General features: G+C 50.6%; 2 protein-coding genes. Both read right to left on the reverse strand.

Going from position 1 to position 6,399, the window contains the following annotated elements; translation table 11 throughout:
* A partial coding sequence (locus QUB26_RS30775) for a DUF4347 domain-containing protein (protein ID WP_333321117.1) occupies window positions 1-4,622 on the reverse strand: 4,622 nt, incomplete at its 3' end.
* A gap of 649 nt (window positions 4,623-5,271) precedes the next feature.
* Window positions 5,272-6,399: calcium-binding protein (locus QUB26_RS30780; protein ID WP_333321119.1), on the reverse strand; the 1,128-nt coding region annotated here is incomplete at its 5' end.

Here is a 6,399-nt window from a genome sequence, read left to right on the forward strand (position 1 = left end):
TCGGCTACTGGGTTGAATATGGGGGTTGGTTCTGGGGCGGGTGTGGGTGTTGGTGGTGTTGGTTCTGGGGCGGGTGTGGGTGTTGGTGGTGTTGGTTCTGGGGCGGGTGTTGGTTCCGCGGCGGGTGTGGGTGTTGGTTCTGGCGCGGGTGTTGGTTCCGGCGTGGGTGTGGGTGTGGGTTCTGGCGCGGGTGTTGGTGTTGGTGGTGTTGGTGGTGTTGGTGGTGTTGGTGGTGTTGGTGTTGGTGGTGTTGGTGGTGTTGGTGGTGTTGGTGTTGGTGGTGTTGGTGGTGTTGGTGTTGGTGGTGTTGGTGGTGTTGGTGGTGTTGGTGTGGGCGCGGGTGTTGGTGGTGTTGGTGGTGTTGGTGGTGTTGGTGGTGTTGGTGTTGGCGCCGGTGTTGGTTCGTTCAGGGGAATGGCAGAGACAGTAGCGCTGGCGGGGCTGGTAGCGCCCTGGTTGTCTGTAGCGCTGTAGGTGAAATTTGCTGTTGTAAAGTTGGCTGTCGATTGGAAAAATAATTGGTTAATGTCAGCAGGTGTCAGAATTTGACCGGCGCGGATAATCCTGCCGCCTGTTTCGGGATCGCCTAAAAATACCAGCCCTTCATTTGCTGGTGGGACGGTGTTGATGGTGAAGGATTCGATCGACCCGTCTGGATCTGTGCCGCCTAGTCCTGCGATCAAGACAGTGCTGCTGGGGGCGATTTCGAGGTTGACGTTGTTAGCTACTGGCGGTTTGTTGGGATCCGGCAGCACCGCCGAGACAGTAGCGCTGGCGCGGCTGGTAGCGCCCTGGTTGTCTGTAGCGCTGTAGGTGAAATTTGCTTTTGTAAAGTTGCCTGTCGATTGGAAAAATAATTGGTTAATGTCAGCAGGTGTCAGAATTTGACCGGCGGTGACAATCGTGCCGCCAGTATCGGGATTGCCTAAAAATATCAGCCCTTCATTTGCTGGTGGGACGGTGTTGATGGTGAAGGATGCGATCGAACCGTCGGGGTCGCTTCCTCCCAGTCCTGCGATCGCCACAGTGCTGCTGGGGGCGATTTCGAGGTTGACGTTGCTAGCTATCGGCCGTAGGTTGGCAGGAGTCGGAGTCGGAGTCGGTGGGAGCGGGGGAGTCGGAGTCGGCGCAGAGGCGATGCTGGTGGTAACAGTTGCGACGGGATCGCTGCCGTTATTGTTGCCGGGATTCGGGTCATTAGTGGTTGAGGTACTTCTTGCCGTGTTGCTGACAGTGCTGGTCGCGGGGACTGGGAATGTGACTCTCCGGCTGACGGTCACGCCGTCAGCTAAGCTGGCAATGGGCGGAAAGCTGACAATGCCTGTGGCTGGGTTGTAAGTACCGCCGTTGGATGCTGTGACGCCCGTTAAACCGGGAACGATGCTGTCTGTAAGGGTGATGTTGGTGGCGGTACTGGGCCCTCTGTTTTCGGTGAGAATGGTGTAGGTGACAGTCGAACCCGCGATCGCAGTAGCGGGCCCGGTTTTGAGCGTCACTACATCGGCGCTATCGGTGATAGTAGTGGTGACTCGCGCTTCGGGGCTGGTGCCGTTGTTGTTGGCAGGATTGGGGTCTGGGCTCGTTGAGGTGCTGCTAGCAGTGTTGGCGATGGGGCCGCCGCTGGCGGGAACTGCGAAACTGACGGTTCTGTTGGCGCTGGCTGCGCTGGCTAGGGATGCGATCGCCGTCCAAGTCACAATACCTGTAGTTGCGTTGTAACTTCCGCCCTCGGAGACGCTGACTCCTGTTAAGCCCGGAACAATGCTGTCGGCGATCGCCACATTGGTTGCCGCACTCGGCCCACTGTTCGCCGCCGTAATTGTGTAGGTGACTGTCGAGCCTGCAGCCGCAGTAGCCGGCCCGGTTTTGCGCGTAACTACATCGGCGCTATCGGTGATAGTGGTGGTGACTCGCGCTTCGGGGCTGGTGCCGTTGTTGTTGGCAGGATTGGGGTCTGCACTCGTTGAGGTACTGCTAGCAGTGTTGGCGATGGGGCCACCGGTGGCGGGAACTGCGAAACTGACGGTTCTGTTGGTGCTGGTTGCGCTGGCTAGGGATGGGATCGCCGTCCAAGTCACAATACCTGTAGTTGCGTTGTAAGTTCCGCCCTCGGAGACGCTGACTCCTGTTAAACCAGGAACAATGGTGTCGGCGATCGCCACATTGGTTGCCGCACTCGGCCCACTGTTGGCTGCCGTAATTGTGTAGGTGACAGTCGAACCCGCGATCGCAGTAGCGGGCCCGGTTTTGCGCGTCACTACATCGGCGCTATCGGTGATCGTGGTGGTGACTCGCGCTTCGGGGCTGCTGCCGTTGTTGTTGCCGGGATTGGGGTCTGGGGTAATCGAGGTGCTGCTAGCAGTGTTGGCGACGGTGCCACCGGTGGCGGGAACTGCGAAACTGACGGTTCTGTTGGCGCTGGTTGCGCTGGCTAGGGATGGGATCGCCGTCCAAGTCACAATACCTGTAGTTGCGTTGTAAGTTCCGCCCTCGGAGACGCTGACTCCTGTTAAACCCGGAACAATGGTGTCGGCGATCGCCACATTGGTTGCCGCACTCGGCCCACTGTTGGCTGCCGTAATTGTGTAGGTGACAGTCGAACCCGCGATCGCAGTAGCGGGCCCGGTTTTGCGCGTCACTACATCAGCGCTATCGTTCGTAATAGTGGTCGTGACTCTCGCATCCGGGCGGCTGCCGCTGTTGTTACCGGGTACGGGATCGATCGTGCTGCTGCTGCTGAATACACTATTTGTAATAGGGCCGAGTGTAGTTGGGGTCGTAACAGTTACGGTGCGGGTGGCTGTGGCCCCAACAGGTAAATTCGGAATACTCCAGGAAACCAGTCTCGTTGTCGGGTTGAAAGTGCCGTTGCCGTCGGCACTGCCAAATACTGCCCCGACGGGCAATTGATCTTCAACCACCACGTTTTCGGCGGCGTCCGGGCCGTTATTTACCGTCGTAATTGTGTAAGTGATGCTGCTACCCGGTGCCGCTGCCGCCGGGCCTGTTTTCGTTGAGGCAACATCTGCTGTAGTAAGCGGCACGTCTATAGTTTGGATCGACAAAGTGCGAACGTCGTGAATATTTGTTGCGGCTCCCGTTGAACCAGCAAAACCAAATTTGAATGTTGCCGGGATTGGCCCGTTTAAGTCCTCTAAATTGGCAATGTCGATAATAGTCTCGCCCTGATCTGTAAACAAACCATTATTGTTGAGATCAAAGTTAACAGTGAGACGGTTTGGCGTTGCAGAAGTGGGGGGTTGCAAAATAATTTGAACTCTTCTTCTGGCTTCTTCGCGACTGCTGGTAATGGCATTGTTCGGCCCGTTTGGAGGCAGAGGATTTACGGTATCGGGAATATTATCTATTCCCTGCGGCACAAACGTAGAAGTTAAAAATTGATATTGCGTAACTTCGCTACCTCGAAGCGTTACCGAATCTCGTCTAATTCCCCCCGGAAGTCCGCCTACCCGCCCTTGAGTTGTAGTTGAGAAATTTCCGAATTCATCCAATCCAATTCCTAAATAACCTCCCCGTAAACCGGACTGATTTGTATCTGTATTTTGCGCGTAGCCGAGAGAACCTCCATAGCCTCCAGCTACTGTTGGCGTCACAGTACCGTCAATTAAAAAGAAACTTATGCCGTCCCCTGTCTGCCCTGCTAAATCAGGACGATCAGGACGTGTAGTGCCGTCGTAGGCAAATATATCGAAGACAATTTTAAGACCGCTGTTGACAGGAACCTGACTGTTATAGATGACAAAAGTAGATTGGTCAAAAGTTCTTGTAGTTAATCTCAACGCCCCGCTGCCAACCGGGTCTATGTTCAAGCCCGGAAAACTCTCTGTTCCGGTTCCTGCTGTTAAAGCTGGAGCATCTGAAATGCCTGTTACCCCAGAGATCCAAGGCCCGATTAGACTTGCATCTTGAAAACTTTCATCCACTAAATTAATGAGGACAGCGCTGTAATTTTCCTGGGTGTTTTTTTCAAAGGCTATTGCTGTTTTTACTCGTCCTGCTGTAACATTTAATTGCCAGTTTCCTCCTAATTTGGCACTGCCAATTAGATTGTTGGAAGCCGCTATATTTGCGCCTGTTAATTCTCTCAGCTTCCGCACGAAAGCAATCCCGGATTTTCCAGCCCCAACCTTACACGATAATAATAAAATATCGGCTTTTTCGCTTAAGGCATTTCGCCACTGCTGCAAATGCCGATCGTACTTTGATAAGTTTTCATTCTTCAGTAAAGTTGACCCCAGTTGCACCGAAGCTTCATTGCCGTGAGCAACAATCTGAAGGCTGGCAATTAAACTGCGTTTAGCTAGAATCTCGGTAATTTGTTCTACTCCGTCCAGAGTTCGATCGAGGACAATTATCTCTGTCCCTGGTTTGACTCCGCTGGCAAGATGCTGATAATTCTCTACCCTCGGATCGATGCAAACTAAATTTTTTGTAGGTGTAGTCTTGACGCCCCGACTCGCTTTTGTTAAACCGGAAATATCGAGCGCCATATCACCCACTAACGACGGCCCACTCCAAGAACTTTTTATGCAGTAAGTGTAGCGGCGATCGCAACTTGATTGGTGAATTGGCGAAGAGTAGTTGCACCCTAAATGTTTCATGAGTTACATAGCTCCTTGATCTATTAACTTTCAATCTTCAGTGGTAGATATTATTGTTAATTGCTAATGGGAAATTTCTAACTGCTCATTTCTCGATTTCGCATAGTTAACAAGTTATTTTTACTTCGTTTTTGTTTGGATCGACATCTTCCCAAAGTAGCAGTTCGCTCTATTTCGCTGGTAAATCAGGTTTTTTTTTCGCCAATTCAGACGTGGGTCTAAATTATTTTTAAATGAAAAAAATTAGCACAATCTACGATAAATTACCGTAAAATTAGATATTTTTTACCTAAAAGTAGTTGACAACTCTGTGTTTTTGTAGTATCAAAGGGGTTAATGTATGCGATTTTTATTACGACTCGAGTTTTTATCAAACCCAATTTGATCGATCTCAATCAGCCGACTCTCAAATCATCTATATGATACTCAAGAAATGGTTATATTTTTTGTAGTTTTCAACTTTTTTTGTTTTATTTTATCAGGAACAAATGACTCAATAAAAACCATTTTTATGGTTTTTATTGAGTCGAATAACCCCAAAATATCCAGATTACTATTTTTTATGCTACATTAAAAGACTCGGTTTATCAAATAAACCGAGTTGCTAAAAGCATAGGAAAAAATGCAGCATATTTAATGCGCTTTGGTCTTAAGGAGAAAGAGTGAGAAAATCCCGATTACTCAGCAAATTATCAGCGCCAAAAACCTGAGCCAAAACCTCGCCTGTGGCCGCAACTTGTAGCAGCGTGCCATTCGCCATCGAGTTAATTTGCAAAGCCTCAAAACTCAAACCACCAGCCAGGACAAACTTATCATTTCCTACAGAAAAATTGAGCACTGTATCAATACCACTATTAGCGCTTAACACAAAGCGATCGTTCCCCATACCCCCAATCAAAGTATCATCTCCCCCATCACCAAACAGCCAGTCATCCCCTGCACCCCCATTGAGAATATCGCTATCTTTCCCTCCGTAAATAGTGTCATTACCCCGATCACCGTTAATAGTATCTTGACCTTCATTGCCGTATAACAGGTCATCGCCACTGCCACCATTAATACAGTCTTGCTGGCCGTCTTCACCCACAGCGCCTCGTTCATTTTGCCCGCGATCGCCAAAAATAGTATCATTACCTTCATCGCCGCACAAAATATCGTTGCCATCATCCCCGTAAATCAAATCATCGCCCGCATCTCCCTGTACAACATCATCATCCTTACCTCCACGAAGCGTATCGTTACCAAAACCCCCACTCAGAGAATCGGAACTCTCACCACCATTGAGAAAATCATTTCCATCTCCCCCAAATAGCAAATCGCGGCCATCAACATCCGACACTAACTCGTTTTGCTTCCCACCATAAAGCGAATCATCCCCCTCATCCCCGACAATGGTGTCGGCACCGAGTTCACCCCAAATCCTGTCGTTATCTTTGCCACCGTAAACTAAGTCATTACCTTTGCCAGCAAAAATGCTATCGTTACCGCTACCGCCGCCGATGAGATCGCCGGTGTCGTTACCGAAAATTAAATCACCTTCAGATGTCGCAACACTACTGCCAAGTTGAGTGCCGTAGTCACCGATGATGGTGTCGGAACCTTGATTGCCGTAGAGAGTATCCGAGTCAGTTTCGCCGAAAATACGATCGTCCCCTTTGCCTCCAAACAGCAAATCCCGTCCGTTGCCACCTCGCAAGGTGTCGTCTTGTTCTTGGCCGTGAAGTAAGTCTTTGCCATCGCCTCCTGTCAGCAAATCGAAGCCGTCTGGGTCACTGTC

It is taken from the genome of Microcoleus sp. B4-C1, assembly GCF_036705285.1.
GTDB lineage: Bacteria > Cyanobacteriota > Cyanobacteriia > Cyanobacteriales > Microcoleaceae > Microcoleus.